This window comes from Thiohalophilus thiocyanatoxydans (genome assembly GCF_004366735.1).
Classification (GTDB): Bacteria; Pseudomonadota; Gammaproteobacteria; order UBA6429; family Thiohalophilaceae; genus Thiohalophilus; species Thiohalophilus thiocyanatoxydans.
Genome location: NZ_SOQX01000005.1, coordinates 86,670 through 106,859, shown reverse-complemented (window position 1 = coordinate 106,859; position 20,190 = coordinate 86,670). Strand labels below are relative to the sequence as shown.

General features: G+C 55.4%; 17 protein-coding genes. 11 read left to right on the top strand and 6 right to left on the bottom strand.

The window, feature by feature from the left end; translation table 11 throughout:
- Window positions 1-33 precede the first annotated feature (33 nt).
- Entirely contained in the window at window positions 34-1,239 is a 1,206-nt protein-coding gene (locus EDC23_RS10080) for an HD-GYP domain-containing protein (protein ID WP_134084148.1), read from the bottom strand.
- Between the two features lie 383 nt (window positions 1,240-1,622).
- Between EDC23_RS10080 and aceA the strand changes: the two genes are divergently transcribed.
- From aceA to EDC23_RS10065, 3 genes are all read left to right on the top strand, one after another.
- Window positions 1,623-2,954: an isocitrate lyase gene (gene aceA / locus EDC23_RS10075; RefSeq protein WP_134084146.1), complete on the top strand. Its 1,332-nt coding sequence runs from the start codon at window positions 1,623-1,625 to the stop codon at window positions 2,952-2,954.
- 4 nt (window positions 2,955-2,958) lie between these two features.
- Entirely contained in the window at window positions 2,959-4,701 is a 1,743-nt protein-coding gene (gene aceK / locus EDC23_RS10070) for a bifunctional isocitrate dehydrogenase kinase/phosphatase (protein ID WP_134084144.1), read from the top strand.
- A 65-nt stretch (window positions 4,702-4,766) separates the two neighbouring features.
- Complete coding sequence (locus tag EDC23_RS10065; protein ID WP_134084333.1) at window positions 4,767-5,021, top strand: hypothetical protein; 255 nt, start codon at window positions 4,767-4,769, stop codon at window positions 5,019-5,021.
- Window positions 5,022-5,533: 512 nt separating this feature from the next.
- Here EDC23_RS10065 and EDC23_RS10060 read toward each other — a convergent pair.
- Window positions 5,534-7,255 (bottom strand): sensor domain-containing diguanylate cyclase, encoded by a 1,722-nt coding sequence (locus EDC23_RS10060; RefSeq protein WP_243830766.1) that lies wholly within the window; start codon window positions 7,253-7,255, stop codon window positions 5,534-5,536.
- Between the two features lie 432 nt (window positions 7,256-7,687).
- On the opposite strand from EDC23_RS10060, the gene EDC23_RS10055 reads away from it, so the two are divergent.
- From EDC23_RS10055 to EDC23_RS10030, 6 genes are all read left to right on the top strand, one after another.
- Window positions 7,688-8,308 (top strand): energy transducer TonB, encoded by a 621-nt coding sequence (locus tag EDC23_RS10055; RefSeq protein WP_166668830.1) that lies wholly within the window; start codon window positions 7,688-7,690, stop codon window positions 8,306-8,308.
- A 5-nt stretch (window positions 8,309-8,313) separates the two neighbouring features.
- The gene (locus EDC23_RS10050; RefSeq protein ID WP_134084140.1) at window positions 8,314-9,027 is read left to right on the top strand and encodes a MotA/TolQ/ExbB proton channel family protein; all 714 of its coding nucleotides are present in this window, start codon (window positions 8,314-8,316) and stop codon (window positions 9,025-9,027) included.
- Window positions 9,027-9,437: an ExbD/TolR family protein gene (locus EDC23_RS10045; protein WP_134084138.1), complete on the top strand. Its 411-nt coding sequence runs from the start codon at window positions 9,027-9,029 to the stop codon at window positions 9,435-9,437. Before EDC23_RS10050 ends, EDC23_RS10045 begins: the two co-directional genes overlap by 1 nt.
- Window positions 9,438-9,448: 11 nt before the next feature.
- A complete protein-coding gene (hemP, locus tag EDC23_RS10040; RefSeq protein ID WP_134084136.1) occupies window positions 9,449-9,628 on the top strand; it encodes a hemin uptake protein HemP in 180 nt (59 codons plus the stop codon).
- Between the two features lie 106 nt (window positions 9,629-9,734).
- Window positions 9,735-11,975 (top strand): TonB-dependent receptor family protein, encoded by a 2,241-nt coding sequence (locus EDC23_RS10035; protein ID WP_134084134.1) that lies wholly within the window; start codon window positions 9,735-9,737, stop codon window positions 11,973-11,975.
- 168 nt (window positions 11,976-12,143) lie between these two features.
- Window positions 12,144-13,625 (top strand): SLC13 family permease, encoded by a 1,482-nt coding sequence (locus tag EDC23_RS10030; RefSeq protein ID WP_134084132.1) that lies wholly within the window; start codon window positions 12,144-12,146, stop codon window positions 13,623-13,625.
- Between the two features lie 57 nt (window positions 13,626-13,682).
- Here the strand turns inward: EDC23_RS10030 and EDC23_RS10025 are convergent, their stop codons facing one another.
- The 4 genes from EDC23_RS10025 to cspE form a co-directional block, all read right to left on the bottom strand.
- Entirely contained in the window at window positions 13,683-14,261 is a 579-nt protein-coding gene (locus EDC23_RS10025; protein ID WP_134084130.1) for a YceI family protein, read from the bottom strand.
- 14 nt (window positions 14,262-14,275) lie between these two features.
- Window positions 14,276-14,827, bottom strand: a complete 552-nt coding sequence (locus tag EDC23_RS10020) for a cytochrome b (protein WP_134084128.1) — start codon at window positions 14,825-14,827, stop codon at window positions 14,276-14,278.
- Window positions 14,828-15,057: 230 nt separating this feature from the next.
- Window positions 15,058-16,002, bottom strand: a complete 945-nt coding sequence (locus EDC23_RS10015; RefSeq protein ID WP_134084126.1) for an MBL fold metallo-hydrolase — start codon at window positions 16,000-16,002, stop codon at window positions 15,058-15,060.
- 211 nt (window positions 16,003-16,213) lie between these two features.
- On the bottom strand, window positions 16,214-16,417 hold the full coding sequence (gene cspE, locus EDC23_RS10010; RefSeq protein ID WP_134084124.1) for a transcription antiterminator/RNA stability regulator CspE: 204 nt from the start codon (window positions 16,415-16,417) through the stop codon (window positions 16,214-16,216).
- A 314-nt stretch (window positions 16,418-16,731) separates the two neighbouring features.
- On the opposite strand from cspE, the gene EDC23_RS10005 reads away from it, so the two are divergent.
- Window positions 16,732-17,592 (top strand): tetratricopeptide repeat protein, encoded by an 861-nt coding sequence (locus EDC23_RS10005; RefSeq protein WP_134084122.1) that lies wholly within the window; start codon window positions 16,732-16,734, stop codon window positions 17,590-17,592.
- Between the two features lie 484 nt (window positions 17,593-18,076).
- The gene (gene fusA, locus EDC23_RS10000) at window positions 18,077-20,158 is read left to right on the top strand and encodes an elongation factor G (protein WP_134084120.1); all 2,082 of its coding nucleotides are present in this window, start codon (window positions 18,077-18,079) and stop codon (window positions 20,156-20,158) included.
- Window positions 20,159-20,190: the final 32 nt, after the last annotated feature.

Genomic DNA, 20,190 nt, shown 5'->3' with positions numbered 1-20,190 from the left:
AGCAGATTGCAAAAGGCAGCCGTATCCGGTCTGTTATAACGACAGTTCTTCGATATCAATGCCATACTCGCCATCGGCAAGCGTTTTGGCGATTCTGACCGGAGTTCCGTTATGGTTGTAATTATCCAGGTTGATCAAGGTAAAGCTGCCATAAGGCTGTTTATCCGGGTCAAGCAGTAGGATGACATCCGGTCTGAGGTTATGTCCGGATTTCTGGGCTTTGACAATACCGACCTCACCGGAGCTCAGCTCAACCAGCGAACCAGTCGGATACGTACTCAAGGCCTGGATAAAATATTCCACCAGCATTTCATCAAATAACGTTCCACGTTGGTTATACAGCATCTCTTCGGCTTTCGAGGGTGATATGGTTTCCGCATAGGGGCGGGGGTTGGTCACTGCGACATACTGGTCCACCATACCTGCAATCTGTCCGAAAAGTGAGATGCGATCGCCTTTCAAACCGTTCGGGTAGCCGGAACCGTCAAGTCGCTCATGATGGGTGCGTACGATATCCAGAACACTCGACGGATACTGGGCATTGCTCTGGAGACGCTCCAAGCCAAGGTCAACATGTGTTTTCATCTGCTCCCACTCTTCATTGGTGAGGCGTCCGGGCTTGTGTAAAATTTCTGGCGGCAAACTGAGTTTGCCAATATCCATCAGCATGCAGCCGATCGCCAGATTTTGCAGCTCCTCTTCAACAATACCCAGCTTGTTGCCCAGGGCGGTTGCCCAGATAGCCGCTGTAAGCGCGCTTTTGTAAATATAAGAATCAAACTTTTTCAGCTGTGTCAGCCAGATGTAAGCGTCGGGGGTTTTGGTGACGCTCTGCACCAGATTCTGGGCGGGTTGTTTGAAAAGTTCGAAGGGTAACGGTCCTCCTGTGCGAATTATCGACTCGACTTCGGAGAAAAGTTCCGGGAAGAGTGCGTGAGAATGCCGGACTTTGTTGATCTCATCATCGACATTTGATTCGCCCTTATAGTTCGTCTGGCGAGGGAGCTCCGATTGCGCAGACGCCTCCGGTTGGTTGGGTTCTCTACGGGTAAGTTGGATCTCCTCATCGGGAACGACCACGTAGACGTGTTGAGTGTGGCGACACAGCTCATCTATATCGTTCTGGTCGTTAATGACAAAACCCTGAAACAGGAATGGCGTCTCGACCCAGGGGCGGTCAAGGCTGGAGACGTACATGCCGATTTCGACGTGATCTGACCGGATTTTTTTGATTGGCATGTGCTTACTCTGTTGGATGTTTCTACAAAAATCAATGAATTGTGTGGCAAATTTTAGACGAGAGCAAAGTCCCGAAACAAGATAGAAGCACCGCTGAATTGGCCGGGATCGCAGGATTTCGAGTACGAGTCGTTTTCAGGGGGAGCCGCCCTGTGATCCGGGAAGGCGGTTTCGCGCCGTGGATTGTCGGCGGTTTAAATAACCCAATTTTTTGTGTGCTATTTTTAGGCGTTCCGGCGCGGGGTACAGGCAGAGGGGAACCCGGGCGCTGGCAGGCGAGGCAATCTGCATCTATCTTTAACTAATAGTACGTGGTTCTGTTTAATTACAGTTCATGATGACAGGTAACCGACTTCACCCGGATTGGCCGTAAGGGAGCCGAAATGAAAACACGCGAAGAGCAGATTCGTGAGCTTGAGCAGGTATGGGCTCAGGATTCCCGTTGGGCGGGGGTAAAGCGGGGCTATACAGCCGCCGATGTCGTCCGTCTGCGCGGCTCGATACAACCGGAATATACCTATGCACGACAGGGGGCGAATAAACTCTGGCGGCAGCTACACGGGGAGGCAAAAAAAGGTTATGTCAATTGCATGGGGGCGATTACCGCGGGACAGGCCATGCAGCAGGCCAAGGCCGGCGTTGAAGCCATTTACCTGTCCGGCTGGCAGGTGGCGGCCGACGGCAATACCTCGGAGACCATGTATCCCGACCAGTCGCTCTATGCCTACGATTCGGTGCCGACCATGGTGCGGCGTATCAACAACACTTTTAAGCGAGCCGATGAAATCCAGTGGGCGAACGGTCTGGGGCCGGAGGATGCCGGTTATATTGATTATTTTCTGCCGATCGTCGCTGATGCCGAAGCGGGGTTTGGCGGCGTACTCAACGCTTTTGAACTGATGAAAAACATGATCGCGGCCGGTGCCGCCGGGGTGCATTACGAAGATCAGCTTGCCGCGGTTAAAAAGTGTGGTCACATGGGCGGCAAGGTACTGGTTCCCACCCAGGAGGCGGTTCACAAATTAATTGCCGCGCGGTTCGCCGCCGATGTTTGCAATGTACCGACGATCGTTCTGGCGCGCACCGATGCTGAAGCGGGCAATTTGCTTACCTCGGATATTGATCCTCATGATCAGCCATTCTTGACAGGAGAGCGTACAGCCGAGGGTTTTTATCGGGTCAAAAATGGCCTGGAGCAGGCCATCTCACGCGGTGTTTCCTACGCGCCGTATGCGGATCTGGTCTGGTGCGAGACCGGTACCCCGGACATCGGTTTTGCGCGTGAGTTTGCCCAGGCGGTGCTTGCGGATAATCCCGACAAGTTTCTGGCGTATAACTGTTCACCCTCTTTTAACTGGCGCAAGAACCTGGACGAGAAAAGCATTGCCCGTTTTCAGGATGACCTGGCGGAGCTGGGTTACAAGTATCAATTTATTACGCTCGCCGGGATACACAGCATGTGGTTTAACATGTTTGACCTGGCATACGACTATGCCCGTGGTGAAGGTATGAGGCATTACGTTGACAAAGTGCAGCAGCCCGAATTTGCCGCACGGGAGAAAGGTTATACATTCGTATCACATCAACAGGAAGTGGGAGCGGGTTATTTTGATGATGTGACAAGCACTATTCAGGGCGGGTTTTCGTCGGTGACCGCGTTAACCGGATCAACCGAAGAGGAGCAGTTCGACGACTCGAAAAACACCAGGTCCTGAGGATGTGAAAACCGGGCAAGACGACCGGAACCCGCCCCTGCACGCCGTCCCGATACCGGGTCATAGCAAACCGCTGGTGACGGAAATTGCCGAGACAATTCTGGAAGGGTTTAACCGGCATTTTGTTATTTTCCGGGATATGACCCGTGAAGCACGGGATAACTTCATTCACGGTGACTGGATGGCCAGCCGGTATGCGGCAATCCGGCGTATTAATCTGTATGACAGTCGGGTGCGTGAAACGATCAGTGAGTTGCGCCAACGATTCGATGTGGAGGTGCTTAATACCGAATTGTGGCAGGAGATCAAGTTTCATTATATGGGATTGCTTTACGGCCATCGTCAACCCGAGCTTGCTGAAACTTTCTACAATTCCGTTTTTGTCGGACTGTTCGAGCGGCATTATTACAATAATGATTTTATATTTGTCAGGCCCTCGGTCTCGACGGAGCGTCTGGACAGTGATGAACCCGTCTATCACAGTTTTTACCCGCTGCGGGAGGGCTGGCGCACTACATTACTGAGAATTCTGCAAGAAGCTGATGTCGGTTTGCCCTTCAGCGACCTGCGTGCGGACCTGCGCCAGATTACGACAGATATGCGTCAATACGCCGGTCTGTCACAGAAGCTGGCACGACATTTTCAAGTCCAGATGTTGTACCAGCCGTTTTATCGTAATCGCACTGCCTATCTGGTTGGACGAATCATCAATGGTCCGGATCGGCTGCCGTTTATTCTGCGCATCCGGCGCAATACGAACGGAACGGCCTATGTCGAAAGACTGGTCTGTGAACGCGACGAAGTAGCCAGTATGTTTACCTCGGCACGAGCCTATTTTCTGGTCGATACAGAGGTCCCATCCGCACTGATCCGTTTTCTTCTGGGATTTCTCCCGGAGAAAACCGCCGCCGATCTGTACACACAGATTGGTTTTCACAAACAGGGTAAAGCGGAATTCTATCGTGATTTTCTCGATCATTTGCAACGTTCCTCGGATCCGATTGAGACCGCGCCGGGGAGTAGAGGTCTGGTCATGATGGTATTTACCCTGCCGTCCTATCCCTATGTATTCAAACTGATTCGTGATCAGTTTCGGCCGCCGAAGGATACGACTCGTCAGAAGGTCATCGACCGTTATCATATGGTCAAGCAGCATGACCGTGTCGGACGACTGTCAGATGCCTGGGAGTTCTCCTACACAGCTCTGCCGGTGAAACGGTTTACTACCGAGTTACTTGAAGAATTGTATACCGAGGCACCGTCACAAATATCGGAAGAAGATAATCAGTTGGTGGTAAAGCATCTGTTTATCGAGCGCCGGCTTGAACCGTTTAATCTGTATATCAAGCGAGTCAGTGGCGAGGCCCTGCGCCATGCAGTACAGGACTATGGCGACGCTATTCGGGATATCGCCGCAGCCGGTATTTTTCCCGGCGATTTACTGCCGAAAAATTTTGGTATAACCAGTTATGGGCGGGTGATTTTTTACGATTATGATGAAATTCAGCCTCTGCTTGAATGTAATTTTCGCAAGATCCCTCCTCCCCGTTACCCCGAGGATGAACTTGCCTCCGAGCCATGGTATTCTGTTGGTCCGAATGACGTTTTTCCGGAAGAATTTGCGACGTTCCTGTTCCCGGATCCCATACAGCGTGAATTGTTTGAGCAACTGCATCCCGAACTGCTTGATGCCGAGTATTGGAAAAAGCTCCAGCATTACGTTGCCGAAGAACGTTTTCCCGAATAATAACGGACACTGTCCAGATCAAGGGTGTATTTGTGCGAAAAAAAACCGCCACCAATCCGAAAAAAATGCTGGCCAGGCATGACAAACTTGTTCATTCGGAGGATGTCAAGGTTGTCTCACATGTGCAACGAGAGGAAGGTGAATGGATTATCAATACAGTGATGATTGAAGGCGTTGATGTCCCGTTTCGCTATAAACGCAAGAAAAAATACAAAGATCTGAGCGGCGCACGAGTTAACCTGACTTACTATCCGGATCAAATAAGCGTAGCCGGTATACAAATGGAGGTGATGAGCGTGGTCAGAATTAAAATCGCATAACCCTGATCAGGGTGGGCTCTAAAGTAATTGCTGGACCAGCCAGACTGCTCCCCCTATTACTGAGAAACAAATAAGGCACGCAAGCAGCAATTTTCCGGCTTTGTGCATACGATCCCCTCCGAGTTTTTCTTTTCTATCTATAGCATTCTATAGCACATCATTTGATGATGTTGCTCGATGCGATCTGGAAAGCATTACGATTGATTGCTTATAAAAATAAGGTGTTGTGATGTCAATGTACAAATGCTCTATGCAACTGGTATTGATGCCGATCATGCTCACCTATGTCGACGATTACTCTTCCCGGTCGATTTTTGCAGGGTAATTGAAACAGACACCCCGAGCCTTCTGGCTGACTGTTTAAGGTTGGCCTGTTCAACGCCATGATAATCGAGGCGTCGAACATATATGACAATCCCCGGATGATAAGTATAGCTTGCTTATTAAACGAGTTAATGTGACGTAGCCTTCTCTCGGAACCGGGTATCAGGCGACAGCACAGCTAACCTGAGTTACGCATAGACGACAGTCTGGTTCCGTCCGGCCTGTTTGGCGCGATAGAGTGCCGCATCAGCCTGGCGAAGTAGTTCAGCACGCTTGATTTCATGCCCGGACTCGATGGGCCCCGCAACACCGATTGTCAGGGTATGCGGGATCGGCGTCTCCTCATAGGTGGTTGGTTGATTGGCAAATTCGGTACGAATACGCTCTGAAAATTGACATGCCTGCTCGACGTTATCCATTCGGGTAAGGACGGCAAATTCCTCGCCGCCGTAACGTATACAGATATCTTCCGGCCGACACAGGAGGGATAAAATCCGGGCAAGGTGCTGCAATATATAATCCCCGGCATCGTGGCCATACTCGTCGTTGATCTCCTTGAAATGGTCCAGATCAATCATGAGCAGAAAAACCGGTTTGTCGGTCGAACGAAGCTGAATCTTCAGGCTGTCAAAGGCCTCTTCCAGAGCACGGCGGTTGCCCAGGCCGGTCAGGGGGTCCTTGTTGGCGATCTCAAGGGCATGCAGTCTGTCCCGGTCCCAGCCGACCAGTCGTTCGCCTAATGCAATCAACAGGAAGACCGACTCCAGTACACCCCCGATCTGGGTAAAGATCAGAGGGGTCATGCCCCAGGATAACAGGTTGCTGCCCGCGCTCAGTACACTGAATACGAGACTGATACCATAGAACAGCCAGGCGATGCTGTACCAGCGGGCATAACGCATGCCGTATTGATAGGCGAAATACCCCAGTAACGGTAGCAGAGCCAGCAGAGCCAGAGAAACAAACGACAGGTACAGAACTGGTGTATATAAACCGGCAAAACGCAACAAAATGCCGCCGATCATAATCCATTGCGCCAGGTATATTATTTTGTTGATTCGCGGACAGCAGCGGGCGGTCTGAAGGAAATGACGCGAGAACTGCAGGGCTGTGATGGCAGTCGCTAAAAATATGATATGAAACCCTTCATTTTGCCAGTAGACAGATCCTGGCCATAGATATTGAAAGGCAAACCCGTTTAACAATGCCCACATCAGAATGCTTGAGGCAAGAAATACGGCATAATAAAGATAGACAACCTGCCGCATTATGCTGGCAAAAACCAGAGCAATAATCAGCAGTGAACCCATCACGCCGTAATAGGTGCCAAATAAAAAGTACTCCTTACGACTTTTGTTGTAGAAAATATCGGCACGACTGAGATATACATTCAGCGACATGGCGTCAGGTTTTTCATAGCGCAGGCGCAGATAAAGATCGGTGTAACTGTTTTGTCGCGTGGTATGCTCAAACGCCAGGGTGCGATAATCCACAGGTCGCTCAGTGAAGGGCTCTCTGTCGCTCAGGGTAACTTTTTGCAGAGGTTGATCGTTATCCGCGTAATAGACGCTCATCTCATCCAGATAACTGGTCTCGTGATGGAGAACCCAGCGAACCGGATTGTTGTTGTCAGCGTTGGATACTCTGAAACGAATCCAGTAGTCACGATCGGTGATTCCCTGATTGACTTGCTCGTCGGTCAGTGGGCGAAACGCGTCGATCGGCAACTCGTCAATACGGGTCTGTGTCTCGCTCGTCCAGTGCTGGACAGGATCGCGCAACAACCTGCTCTCAAGTGAACTGATCTCAATTTCCGGCATATCGCCGCCCTCGGCGGTAGCGCAACGCGGGCTGGTACTCAGGAGCAGAGAAATCAATAACACCGCAATGAAACGCTGACAAAGGATCATCCGGTGACCGGATGCCGCCCTGGTTACGGGCGCTGGTTGGCTGTATGGCATGAATTACCCAATCCAATATTCATAACGATCCCGCCACTGCCTGCCTGGGCGGTCGGCCACTGTCGGCTGACTGGCAGGTATGTCCGGGTAAAGCTCCTGGAGCTGTGTTGCTGGCCACATGGCCCGGTGGGGCCGGACGTGCCCGGGATTCAACACTCTCTTCGGCTAATATCGGTAATTTGCATGGTGGCTTTAATTTTTTGATTATCTAATTGACAACGATTCTCATTACCATTACGATTCGTGCCTGGTGACCGGCCGAATATCTGCCGGAGAGGTTTGAGTCAATGGGGCCGTTGGTGCATGGGAAGAACTGGAGCAGGTTGGTGGATAGCCCGGTGCCGGGAGCGTCTCCTGTGTCCTCCCCTCAAGGGCCTGTTAATGGTTGTGAGCCTGGCCGCTCATGGGGCGGCGCTGGCCTGGATGATGGGGAGCAGCGATCCGCAAGTGTCGCCGGTCAGCAGTACCACCCGGACCATGCAGGTGAGTCTGGTGGAGCGAAAACCGGCGCCGCAAACAGAATCAAAGCCCGAACCGGAGCCCGAACCGGAGCCCGAACCGGAGCCGGAGCCGGAGCCGGAGCCGGAGCCGGAACCGGAACCGGAACCGGAACCGGAACCGGAACCGGAGCCCGACCCCGACCCCGAGCCGTCGGAGGAAGAGGCGCAGTCGGAGCAGGAACCCGAGTCGGCCGAGGCGGGAGAACCGGAGCCGATCAGCAGCGAACCGGTGTTTGAGGCGGATTATCTGAACAATCGCCCCCCGGCCTATCCGCGCGCGTCATTGCGGCGGCGCGAAGAGGGCGATGTGCAATTGCGAGTACGCGTGGGGCCCGATGGCAGGCCTCGCGAGGTGGAACTGGCCGATTCCAGCGGATCGACCCGGCTGGATCGGGCGGCTCTGAAGGCGGTCAAGCGCTGGCGCTTTGAGCCGGCCCGCCGTGGCGGATCAGCGGTGGCGGCCTGGGTCGTCGTCCCCATTACATTCAAACTGGAGAGTTGACGTTTATGTCACTGGATTATGTTTTTGCGCAGGGCGACGGGGTTTTGATTGCCGTGTTCCTGATCCTGGTACTGATGTCCGTGGCCACCTGGTATCTGATACTGGCCGGTATCGTGCTGGTGCGGGGTCAGCGTAAAGCCAACCGCCGTTTTGTGGCTGACTTCTGGAATGCCCGCGATGTGGCCGAAGCGGAACAGATTGCCGAACAGTCGCGCAGTCCACTCGGTCGGATAGCGGTTGCCGGTATCACCGGTCTGCGTCATTACCGCGATCGGGAGCATGTCCGGCTGGGCGATGCCTGCAGCAGCGATGAATTTCTGGTGCGTACCATTCGCAATGCCATGAACAGTGAGAGTGCCCGTCTGCAGTCGGGTCTGACCCTGCTGGCCTCCATCGGCAGTACCGCGCCGTTCGTCGGCCTGTTCGGCACGGTATGGGGGATTTACCACGCCCTGCTGGATATTGCGGCGCAGGGGTCGGCCAGTATGGAAGTCGTGGCCGGGCCGCTGGGCGAGGCGCTGATTGCCACCGCCGCCGGTCTGGCCGCAGCGATTCCCGCAGTGCTGGCCTACAACGCCCGGGTGCGAGCCAATAGGGTATTGATGGATGAGATGGATGCCTTTGCCCACGATCTGCATGCCTTTTTGATGACCGGGGCGGGCGTCTCCCGGCTGCCGTCGAACACGCTGCCGTTGCGCATGGCCGCGGAGGGGGCGTAATGGCCTTTGGTGGATTCGGCCAGTCGAGTGAACAACCTATGGCGGAGATCAACATGATCCCGCTGGTGGATGTGATGCTGGTACTGCTGGTGGTGTTCATTATTACCGCGCCGGTGATTACTCACGCGGTCAAAGTGGAGTTGCCGGCGGCCTCTTCGACACCGAGCGAGCAGGATGAGGAGACTGTAATTGTCAGTATCGAGGCGGATGGCCAGTTGATCTGGAAAGAGGAACCGGTCTCCTGGGAGCAGTTTGTTAACCGGGTTCAGGGGTTGGGCAGAGCGCAACCGGAACTGCACTTGCAGGCGGATCGCTCCGCAACCTATGAGCAGATTGCCAAAGTCATGGCCGTGGCACGCCGCCATGGGGTTGAAAATATTGGTTTTGTTACCGAGCCGGAGTCCAGATAACAGGCACGAATATGAACGAGAAGCGACAAACAGACCGTAACGTACCAACCGGTACAGTGGGAGATCCGGGAGTCCGCCTGGTGAGCAGCGAGGCCCTTCTGCCGGCAGGTCGCACGCTACATATCGAACACCGGGGCGAGATTTACATGCTGCGCAAAACCCGCAGCGGCAAACTGATATTAACCAAATAACGGCATTCAAAATTCAACATTAACTTAATTACCGCCAGCCAGCTGTGTACCTGTCAGTACCAGTCAGCCAGCCCAAAACAAGTCGTTCAATCAATGGGAGACTGACATGCACAATAAACAATCCTGCTATACCCGCAATACTTCACGAGGGTTTACACCACTGGCGGCCGCCGTGGCGGTGGCCATGGCGTCGATGCAGTCGGCTTACGCCGCTGACAGCAGCTCGGCTTCAACGCGTACTCTTGACCGGGTGACTGTCGTCGGCGGTCAGCAGGGCGCACAGGAGGTAGCCGGGTCTGCGCACTTTATCAGCGAGGAAGAGCTGGAAAAACACGAATACAGCGATATCAACCGCATCCTGCGCGAAGTGCCCGGCGTCAACCTGCAGGAAGAAGAGGGTTACGGTCTGCGTCCGAATATCGGCATGCGTGGTACCGGGGTGGATCGTAGCGCTCGCATTACTCTGATGGAGGACGGTGTGCTGGCCGCACCCGCGCCCTATTCCGCACCGGCAGCTTATTATTTCCCTTCTGCCGGGCGAATGGAGTCCGTCGAGGTTCGCAAGGGATCCAGTTCCATCAAGTACGGGCCCAATACCACCGGCGGGGCCTTGAATCTGATCAGCCGCTCAATTCCCAACGAATTCGGCGGTCAGGTCGACGTGAGCCAGGGTAGTGATACCACCCGTCGCACCCATGCCCATATGGGTGACAGCGGTGAACAGTTCAGCTGGATGGCGGAAACCTTCCAGTACAGCTCCGACGGTTTCAAAAACCTGGATAACGGCGGCAACACCGGTTTCGATACCGAGGATTACCTGACAAAGTTCCGTATCAATACCGATGCCGAGGCGGATACCTATCAGGAGCTGGAACTCAAGCTGGGCGCCTATGATGAAGTGTCCAATGAAACCTATCTGGGACTCACCCAGGACGATTTTGATGCCACGCCGTTCCGTCGTTATGCGGCCTCGCAACGGGACCAGATGAATGCCGAACAGGAGCAGTACAGCCTGCGCCATTTTGCCGAGCTGTCACCGAAAATGGACGTAACCACAACCTTTTATCGCCAGGACTTCGCGCGTAACTGGTACAAACTGGGCAAGGTCAACGGCAACGGCATCAGTGGGATTCTGGACGATCCGAATAGCCATTCGGCCGAAATGGCAGTAATTCGCGGTGGGGACAGCGCGGATGACTATCTGGAGGTCAAAGCCAATAACCGGGAATATTATTCTCAGGGTATCCAGTCCGTACTGGGCATGTCGTTTGATCAGGGCGACACTCGGCACGATATCGAGTATGGCCTGCGCTATCACGAGGATGAGGTCGACCGTTTCCAGCATGTTGATCAGTACAAAATGGATAACGGCACTATGGTCTTGACTACAGCCGGTGCGCCGGGTTCCGAGAGTAACCGGGTGTCGGGTGCCGAAGCTTGGGCGGCATTTGTTCAGGATACCATCCAGTTCGACAAATGGACTTTGCAGCCGGGACTGCGTTACGAATCCATCGATACCAAGCGGATGGATTACGGCACCAGTGATCCCAACCGTACCGGCAGTAACCTGACTGTCACCGAACACTCTGTGGATATCTGGATTCCGGGGCTGGGCGCGACCTATCAGTATAATGACAGGATCAGCCTGCTGGCCGGTGTGCATCGCGGATTTACACCGCCGTCACCGGGCTCCGATGCGGATCCGGAAAAGAGTGTCAACTTCGAAGCCGGGCTGCGTTATGACGACGGTGTAATGCGAGGCGAGGCGATTGCCTTTCATAATGATTACAGCAATTTGCTGGGGACCTGTACCGCTTCCAGTGGTAGTGGCTGCTCCATCGGCGATGAATTCCAGGCTGGCGAGGTTACCGTGCAGGGTCTGGAAGCATCACTGAGCTGGGACCTGGCGGCAAACAGTGACAAGTCTTATGCACTGCCCCTGCGCTTGGGTTACACCTATACCGATGCTACCTTTGACAACGGCTTTTCCAGCAGCTTCGGTGAATGGGGCACGGTCGAGCCGGGTGATGAGATGCCCTATTTGCCGCAGCATCAGTTGACAGCCGGTATCGGTGTGGAACATAGCAACTGGCGTGTCGATCTGGCCGCCAAGTACATGGGCGAAATGCGGACCGTGGCCGGGCAGGGCGGAATCCCGGCGGATGAAAAAGTCGACTCCCATATGGTTGTCGACCTTGGCGGTGATTATCGGTTTGCCGAAAACAGTAAAGTCTACCTGACTGTCGAGAACCTGCTGGATGAAACCTATGCCGTGGCCCGGCGCCCGGCCGGTGTTCGTCCGGGCAAGCCGCAGACGTTCATGCTGGGTCTGAAACACGACTTCTAGACTTTAGAAAAACTCCTCTGCAATTGGTGTACCTCAACCCGTATCCGGTCCTGGATACGGGTTTTTTTATCTCCATGCAGGCGCGATGATTGCCGGCTCCGGGAAGTTTGAGTAGGGTTGTCGTAATGGCTCATCCGGGTTGGTACCGGGCGAAAACAGGGAGACATCATGCGACTGAAGGAAATCGGCTTTAGCCGACGGCAATTGATCGGCCTTGGATTGGGGCCCCTGCTTTTTGTCGTGATGCTTTTGATACCGACACCGGAAGGGATGTCGCCGGAAGGACAAAGGGCCGCTGCGGTCACCCTGTTGATGGCGACCCTGTGGATTACCGAGGCGATCCCGATTCCGGCTACCGCCCTGATCCCGATCGCATTATTCCCGTTGCTGGGGGTGATGCCAACCGCCAAAGTGACGTCCTCCTATGCCAACCATCTGATCTATCTGTTCATGGGTGGATTTTTAATTGCCATGGCGATCGAGCGCTGGGGGTTACACAAGCGAATCGCTCTGCAGACCATCCGGCTGGTCGGAACAACACCGAGCCGGGTCTTGATGGGCTTTATGCTGGCAACCGCCTTTTTGTCATGCTGGATCAGCAACACCGCCACAGCCATGTTAATGGTGACCATTGGTATTGCGGTATTACGCCAGTTGTCACCGGACCAGCCGGGTGAAGACGATGTCCTGCCGCCTACCTGGTTCGGGATTTCACTGATGCTGGGGATTGCCTATGCCGCCTCTATTGGCGGGATCGCGACCCTGATTGGCACGCCACCGAATGCGATTCTCGCCGGCGTGGTGGAAAAACAGTACGGCTACAGTATCGGTTTTGCCGAATGGATGTTGTTCGCCGCCCCACTGTCGCTGGTGATGCTGGTCATCACCTGGTGGTTCCTGACCCGGGTGGCGTTTCGCCAGACTATGGCCAAAGAGTTTCAGGGCGGGCATACGGTGATAAGTGAGCAACTGGCGGCTCTGGGGCCGATGAACCGGCAGGAAAAGCGGGTGTTGATCGTGTTCGGCCTGGTGGTGACTGCCTGGTTGTTCCGTGGCCTGTTGACTGATATTCCGGCATTGAGCGAGATTACCGATTCCAGTGTGGCGATTCTTGGTGCCCTGTTGTTATTCGTGATTCCGGCCGATCTGAAAAAGGGCGAGTTCCTGCTCGACTGGAAGACGGCGGTACGCATTCCCTGGGATATTATTATTCTGTTCGGAGGCGGTTTTGCCCTGGCCAGCGGCTTTGCTGCCAGTGGTCTGACCGAATGGCTCGGTGGGCAGCTGTCCCTGTTGCAAGGTGCGAACACGGTTGTTCTGGTGGGTGCGGTAGTGTTGCTGGTGATTTTTATGACCGAAGTGACCTCCAACACCGCGACCGCTTCGCTGTTATTGCCGGTGATGTCCGGCTTTGCCCTGGCGGCCGAAGTGGCGCCACTGGCCCTGATGGCCAGTGCCGCACTGGCGGCCTCGTTTGCCTTTATGCTGCCAGTGGCCACACCGCCCAATGCCATTGTGTTCGCCAGTCGCCAGGTGACTATTCCACAAATGGCGCGGGTCGGGATCTGGCTCAATCTGATTGGCGCGGTGATGATCACCGGTTTTATCAGCCTGGCCTTGCCGTGGCTGCTGGATCTGGGCGTGCAATAAATGGCCGCCGGGCCCGGTTAAAGGTTCACCGGTCCGGCGGTTTCGTAAAACCAGGTGTTACTGACGCACCCCCTCGATAGCCAGGGTGACCTCGGCATGGGTTGAGGCCGGCCCCAGGTCGTAATCAATATTGAAGTCCTTCAGCTTAATAGTCGTGGTGCCCTGAAAACCCCGGCGATATCCCCCCCAGGGGTCCTCGCCGTGGCCGACATGTTCCACATCAATGGTTACATTGCGGGTTACATCCTTGATAGTCAGATCACCCTTGAGCGTGGCGGTATCATCGTCATGTTCCTCGAAGGAGGTGCTGACAAAGCGGGCCTCGGGATATTTTTTGACATGAAAGAAGTCTTCTTCACGCAGATGTTTGTCACGTTCGGCGTGATTGGAGTCGATGCTGGCCATATCGATTGTGATTTCGACCTCGGATTTGTCCGGGTTGTCGGCATCGTAGGTAAAACTGCCGTCGAAATCGTTAAACCGTCCGTACAGCCAGCTGTAACCCAGGTGCTGGATGCGGAACTGGATAAAGGCGTGCTGCCCCTCGGTATCGAGTTTGTACTCGGCGGCCATGAGCGGGCCACTGGCAAGCAATAGCAGACCGATCAGAAATGAGGTGATGCGCGTACGTGACATGTTGAACTCCTTGGTTATTTATCATTAGTGAAACGTAAAATGCGACGCAGGCTGGCGTCGCGGTCGATTAAGTGGTGCTTGAGTGCCGCCAGGGTGTGGCCGCTACTCAGGATAATCAGCCCCCAGGCCAGCCACAGGTGAATCACGCCGGCAATATCTTCCTGATTGGGCAGGTCGTGCAGGGTCGCCGGCACCGAAAACCAGTCAAATACTCCAACCGGTCTCCCCTTGGCAGAGGAGATAAAATAGCCACTGATCAGGACTGCAAACAGGAACAGGTAGAGCAACCAGTGCATCCCGATAGCCAGCCGTTTCTCCAGTGGCTGGCCAAGAGGTTCAGGATGGGGGTTGATAAGCCGCCAGAGCAGCCGCAGGGCGACCAGCGCGAACAGCAATATCCCGACCGAACGGTGAATGGCAGGCGCTTCATTGTACCAGTTATCGTAGTAGGTCAGTTCCACCATCCACAGCCCCAGGCCGAACAGCCCGATGACTCCCAGTGCCGTCAACCAGTGGAAAAGTATCGCAACGGGACCGTAACAGGTTGTACTGTTACCCAGGCGCATGTGTTTCTATGACTCCAGTCGAGTGAGGGAGAGTGTCATCAGTGGTGATAACTCCATGTTTTTGTTCGTGATCGATTATTCTTAACAACTATTCAAAATTTATGCACACTTTATATTCTGGCTAGTCCTGTAGGTCACGCTGGCGTTAGCCTGTGTGACATCCTGCGATACGGAGAATGTCAGGTAGCGCTGTGCGCAACCTGACCTACGCCTGGTATTTGGCATGCGTGTTAAAAAGTCGCGGCCTCAACCTGTAAATAGACCCGCGGCACATCCCGGGGCAGTTTTTCGTCCATCCCGGGGTAGGTTTCGGCAAAGTCGGCCAGCCGCTCGCGGACCAGTGGCACGGTTTCATAAGCGGCCAGCCCGGCGTGATAACCCTCTTCCACGCTCTGCCACAGTGCAGTGAGCAGTTTATGCAGTTGTTCAATGCCTCGCACATCCGTGATGCTGCCGTGTCCCGGTATGACCACTTCGGGCTGCAATTGTTCCAGCTCGGGCAGGAGCTTGATCCACTGCTGCAGGTTTGAATTGTTGGTCGAGGGCATGCGATCCGAGTAGATGACATCGCCGCTGATCAACACTTTGTCATCCGGCAACCAGAGCAGCAGATCCCCGGGGGAGTGGCTGTCGCCGGAGGGAAACAGCACGATCGCTTTGTTACCCAGTTGCAGTTCCTGGCGTGAATCAATGGGGGTGTCCGGCGGGACAATCCGGGAGTTGCCTGTGGCACCGTCGGTCAGGCGCTTGAAATTGGCGACCCAGTTCTCTCCCTGTGAGCGGATCTGATCGATAACCGGGGGGGTGGCATAGATTTTTTCCACACTGTTCTCGAATGCCGCGTTGCCCAGCCAGTGATCGCCGTGGGCATGGGTGTTGAGAATCCAGCGGACCGGCTGATCGGTGACCCCGGCAATCGCCGTTTTCAAGGACTCGCCGATTTCGGTGGAACTGCCGGTATCCACCACCAGCACCCCGTCGCCGGTAACGATAAAGGCACTGTTCGAATTCCAGCCACGATTTTGGGGATTGGGGAGCTCTCTTGTCGGCGGGATAACCGCGTAAATACCGGAGGCGACCTGTTCCGGCTGCATCGAAAACCGGGGTTCCGCCTGTGCCGTGGAGGCGTATAACAAGGTGATGACAGCTATAACGCGCAGGATAAAGTGAACCATCGCAACGGGTCCTTGTGGGGGCAGTCGTTCAGCCAATGCTGACAGGAGCATTTTATCAAGCCGTCGTGGGCGGGCAAGTGCGGCCCAGCTGTATTGGCTGACGTCGAATTTCGCAGGGGAAGGTCTGGACGGGGCTGAAAATTTTCGGGAGGGGAAAAAAGAAACGGCAGCCCTGGGGCTGCCGTTTCGGGGTGCGGATTGGAAATCCGGCTCAGGCGGCGGTAACGCGTGCTGCCTGCGGGCCCTTGGGGCCGTTTTCGACTTCAAAGCTGACCTGTTGGCCTTCAGCCAGGGTCCGGAAGCCATCACCGACAATGGCGGAGAAATGAACGAAGACGTCTTTGCCGCCGTCTTCCGGAGTGATAAAGCCAAAACCTTTGGATTCGTTAAACCACTTAACGGTACCGTTAACCATGGAAAATACCTCAATCTTTCTATATGTAAATAATGGTCGTGCAAATCATTTGAGGCAGAATTCAGGAAAAATCGGGAAGGTACAACTGAGGTCGCGCCGGTATTTCTTGAAGAACCTTAATAATATGCAGTTAATAACATGGTGCCTTTCGCAGCCATGACTTCTTTCAAAGTGGATCCATCATACCCCGTTTCAAGTCAGTACAACAACAAAAAATTCACCCTGACCGGCGCGGCGGGCGAGAGGAATTGAACCGGGTGGGGGGATATGTTTCAGTAGATGGCCCAATTCCTGCAGAGACAGTACCGCGGACGATGAATGAGACGCCGGATTCCCCCTACATCCTGAGCGCCGATGGCGAGAATTTCGCGCCGCGGGTGCGGGAAAACTCCCATCGGGGGCCGGTGCTGGTCAATTTCTGCTCGCCCGCAGTGGACAGGTGTGCAAGATTGTCGCCGATGCTGGAGAAGCTGATTCAGCAGTATGCCGGTCGTGCCCTGTTGGTCCATATCAATGCGGATGCCGAGCGGGATCTCTGCCGGCATTATGCTGTGAGCCGCGTCCCGACCCTGAAACTGTTCCGCCGCGGCGAGGTGGTGGCGACCCGCCAGGGCGACCTGCCGGAAGCGGCGCTGCGCAAATTGCTGGAGCAATACGTGGCCCGCGATTCGGATCTGGCGCTGGCCGACGCGGTCGATCTGTATGCCGGCGGCGAACAGCAGGCCGCGTACGAGAAGATTGCCGAAGCGGTCGCGGCCGATCACGACAATCCGCGCCTGCCGCTGACCCTGTGCAAATTGCTCAAGCACGAGCAGCGCTATGCCGAAGCGCTGAAGGTGCTCGACAGCCTGCCGACCCATCTGGCCGAGCATCCGGAAATCAGTCACTTGCATGATCTGCTGACGTTTTATGCGGTCCGGGATCCGGCCCGGGATCCGGCTGTCCTGGAGGCGCAGGTGGCCGCCGATCCGGGCGCGCTGGAACCCCGCCAGCAACTGGTCGCCCACTACGTCGTGAGTGAAGACTACGCCCCGGCGTTGCAACAGCTGGCGACACTGCGTGAGCAGGCGGCGGAATTTGATGCGGGTTATGCCCCACAGGCGATGCGGCGGCTATTCAACCTGCTGGGCGACGAGCACCCGCTTGTTCTGGCGTATCGTCGCCACTTGCGGTGACAGGCCCGCCGGGTCGGTTCGGGGAACAGCGCCATAGGGCAATGCTCACCGGTTTCACCGCAATGACACCAGGAAACACAAAACTCGGTTCACCGGCTCTTGATGCGGGCTTGTCGGGGCATTTCAGGGCAGTCGGGGGGCTTTTACCGGCGCCGGATTGCCGGCAGGCACGCCAACTTTATATATAGACAACCTGATTCGGCTGACTCAATGGTGCACACTTGAAGCGGTCGATTCCGGCCCCATATCGGGCTGACAACGCCGCGTCGGCGTTTTACCCGCCCGAACCCGGCGATTTTTCCGTAAAATCGCTCTCCCGGTCCCGATTGTCATGCACATTTTTTGTCACTTTGGGTATAATGCGCGGCTGTTTTTGGCGCTATAGCCGCACAGGCAGACTTCTGGTGGTGGTCCAGGCTTTATATACCATCACAACCGGCCCGGCTGACAGTCGCGGGCAACTGAATTGATTACAGGTAGAAACATGATTGATTTGAGCAAGTACAGAAACATCGGCATTTTCGCGCACGTGGATGCCGGCAAAACCACCACCACCGAACGTATCCTCAAGCTGAGTGGAAAAATCCACAAGCTGGGTGAGGTGCATGACGGCGAATCCACCATGGACTTCATGGACCAGGAATCCGAGCGCGGGATTACCATCCAGTCCGCCGCCACCAGCTGTGCCTGGAAGGATCATCGCCTCAATATCATCGATACCCCCGGTCACGTGGACTTCACCATCGAGGTGTACCGTTCCCTGAAAGTCCTGGACGGTGGTATTGGTGTGTTCTGTGGCTCCGGCGGCGTCGAACCGCAGTCGGAAACCAACTGGCGTTATGCCAACGAATCCGCTGTTTCGCGCCTGATTTTCGTCAACAAGCTGGATCGCGTCGGCGCCGATTTTTATCGGGTGGTCGCCCAGGTGGAAAAAGTGCTGGCCGCCACGCCGCTGGTGATGGTGCTGCCCATCGGTATCGAGGACAAATTCAGCGGGCTGGTGGACCTGCTCACCCGTCAAGCCTGGGTCTGGGACGATACCGGCCTGCCGGAAAACTATGAACTCCAGGACGTGCCGGCCGACATGGTCGACCAGGTCGAAGAATGGCGCGAAAAGATGATCGAAACCGCCGTCGAGCAGGACGACGAATTGATGGAAAAATACCTGGATGGCGAGGAACCGTCAGTCGAGGACCTCAAGCGGTGTATCCGCAAGGGCACCATCAATCTGGACTTCTTCCCCACCTATTGCGGTTCAGCCTTCAAGAACAAGGGTATGCAGCTGGTGCTGGACGCGGTCGTGGACTATCTGCCCGATCCGACCCAGGTCCCGCCGCAGCCGGAAGTCGATCTGGAAGGCAACGAAACCGGCGAGTATGCGATTGTCGATACCGACAAGCCTTTCCGCGCGCTGGCCTTCAAGATCATGGACGACCGTTACGGCGCCCTCACCTTTACCCGGATTTACTCGGGCAAGATCAAAAAAGGTGACAGCGTCCTCAATACCGCCACCGGCAAGACCGAACGTATCGGCCGTATCGTGGAAATGAGCGCCGACGATCGCGAAGAGCGCGACTCCGCCCATGCGGGTGATATCGTGGCTCTGATTGGCCTCAAGCACACCCAGACCGGTCATACCCTGTGCGATCCCAACAAGCCGGCGACCCTGGAACCGATGGTCTTCCCCGATCCGGTCATCTCCGTGGCGGTCGCGCCGAAAGACAAGGCGGCGGCCGAGAAGATGGGGATCGCCATCGGCAAGATGGTGGCCGAGGATCCCTCGTTCCGCGTCGAAACCGACGAAGACAGTGGCGAGACCATTCTCAAGGGCATGGGCGAGCTGCATCTGGATATCAAGGTCGACATCCTCAAGCGGACCCATAACGTGGAAGTCGTGGTCGGCAAGCCGCAGGTGGCCTATCGCGAAACCATTACCCAGAAGATCGAAGACACCTACACCCACAAGAAACAGACCGGCGGTTCCGGACAGTTCGCCAAGATCGATTACACCATCGAGCCGGGCGAACCGGGCAGCGGATTCGAATTCGAATCCCAGGTGACCGGCGGTAACGTGCCGCGTGAATTCTGGCCGGCCGTGCAAAAGGGCTTTGAGAAGAGCTCGGTCAAGGGTGTGCTGGCGGGTTACCCCTGCCTGGACTTCAAAGTGACCCTGGTCGATGGTGGCTATCACCCGGTGGACTCCTCCGCGGTAGCCTATGAACTGGCCGCCAATGCCGCCTATCGTCAGTCCATGCCCAAGGCCGGTCCGCAGTTGATGGAGCCGGTGATGAAGGTTGACGTGTTCTCACCCGAAGATAACGTGGGTGATGTCATCGGTGACCTCAACCGTCGCCGCGGCATGATCAAGTCCCAGGAACCGGGTCCCACCGGCGTGCGCGTGAAGGCTGACTGCCCGCTGAGCGAAATGTTCGGCTACATTGGCGATCTGCGGACCATGACCTCCGGCCGTGGCCAGTTTTCCATGGAGTTCTCGCACTACATGCCGTGTCCGGCGAATGTCGCCGACGAGGTGATCAAGGAAGCCCAGGAGCGCAACGCCAAATAAAGCGGGCGTTATGCGGTGGTAAAAAAGGGGCC

Bases quoted from the DNA above. Each gene is read 5' to 3' on its own strand.
- EDC23_RS10035 (WP_134084134.1), top strand. From the start codon at position 9,735: ATGCACAATAAACAATCCTGCTATACCCGCAATACTTCACGAGGGTTT.
- EDC23_RS10050 (WP_134084140.1), top strand. From the start codon at position 8,314: ATGTCACTGGATTATGTTTTTGCGCAGGGCGACGGGGTTTTGATTGCC.
- hemP (WP_134084136.1), top strand. From the start codon at position 9,449: ATGAACGAGAAGCGACAAACAGACCGTAACGTACCAACCGGTACAGTG.
- EDC23_RS10045 (WP_134084138.1), top strand. From the start codon at position 9,027: ATGGCCTTTGGTGGATTCGGCCAGTCGAGTGAACAACCTATGGCGGAG.
- aceA (WP_134084146.1), top strand. From the start codon at position 1,623: ATGAAAACACGCGAAGAGCAGATTCGTGAGCTTGAGCAGGTATGGGCT.
- EDC23_RS10055 (WP_166668830.1), top strand. From the start codon at position 7,688: ATGGTTGTGAGCCTGGCCGCTCATGGGGCGGCGCTGGCCTGGATGATG.
- EDC23_RS10020 (WP_134084128.1), bottom strand. From the start codon at position 14,827: ATGCGCCTGGGTAACAGTACAACCTGTTACGGTCCCGTTGCGATACTT.
- EDC23_RS10005 (WP_134084122.1), top strand. From the start codon at position 16,732: ATGAATGAGACGCCGGATTCCCCCTACATCCTGAGCGCCGATGGCGAG.
- cspE (WP_134084124.1), bottom strand. From the start codon at position 16,417: ATGGTTAACGGTACCGTTAAGTGGTTTAACGAATCCAAAGGTTTTGGC.
- EDC23_RS10065 (WP_134084333.1), top strand. From the start codon at position 4,767: ATGCTGGCCAGGCATGACAAACTTGTTCATTCGGAGGATGTCAAGGTT.
- EDC23_RS10015 (WP_134084126.1), bottom strand. From the start codon at position 16,002: ATGGTTCACTTTATCCTGCGCGTTATAGCTGTCATCACCTTGTTATAC.
- EDC23_RS10080 (WP_134084148.1), bottom strand. From the start codon at position 1,239: ATGCCAATCAAAAAAATCCGGTCAGATCACGTCGAAATCGGCATGTAC.
- EDC23_RS10060 (WP_243830766.1), bottom strand. From the start codon at position 7,255: ATGATCCTTTGTCAGCGTTTCATTGCGGTGTTATTGATTTCTCTGCTC.
- EDC23_RS10025 (WP_134084130.1), bottom strand. From the start codon at position 14,261: ATGTCACGTACGCGCATCACCTCATTTCTGATCGGTCTGCTATTGCTT.
- EDC23_RS10030 (WP_134084132.1), top strand. From the start codon at position 12,144: ATGCGACTGAAGGAAATCGGCTTTAGCCGACGGCAATTGATCGGCCTT.
- fusA (WP_134084120.1), top strand. From the start codon at position 18,077: ATGATTGATTTGAGCAAGTACAGAAACATCGGCATTTTCGCGCACGTG.